Consider the following 234-nt stretch of genomic DNA (forward strand, 5'->3'; position numbering starts at 1 on the left):
GACCTGCGACGTCTGGGAACCCGCCTACTACATCGACTACCGCAACCTGCGTCCGAAGTACGTCGAGGCGGTCTGGACCCTGGTCAACTGGGACTTCGTAGCGAAGAATTTCGCTGCCTGAGTCTGATCAGAACCACGAAAAAGCCCGGCATTCGCCGGGCTTTTTCGTTTTAATCTGCGGTCGAGGAGCCATCGTCTACCCTCAGGAACTGGTAGACCTTCGCTCGTGATAGC

The 234-nt window shown here is 56.8% G+C and carries 1 protein-coding gene; it reads left to right on the top strand.

What is annotated here, in order from left to right; translation table 11 throughout:
• Positions 1-121 (top strand): Fe-Mn family superoxide dismutase (locus ACLJNW_RS28720; protein ID WP_410962092.1); only part of this gene is annotated, 121 nt, incomplete at its 5' end.
• Between the last annotated feature and the right edge of the window lie 113 nt (positions 122-234).

Origin of the sequence: Salmonella sp. SAL4457 (genome assembly GCF_046548235.1) — a bacterium.
GTDB lineage: Bacteria > Pseudomonadota > Gammaproteobacteria > Enterobacterales > Enterobacteriaceae > Salmonella > Salmonella enterica.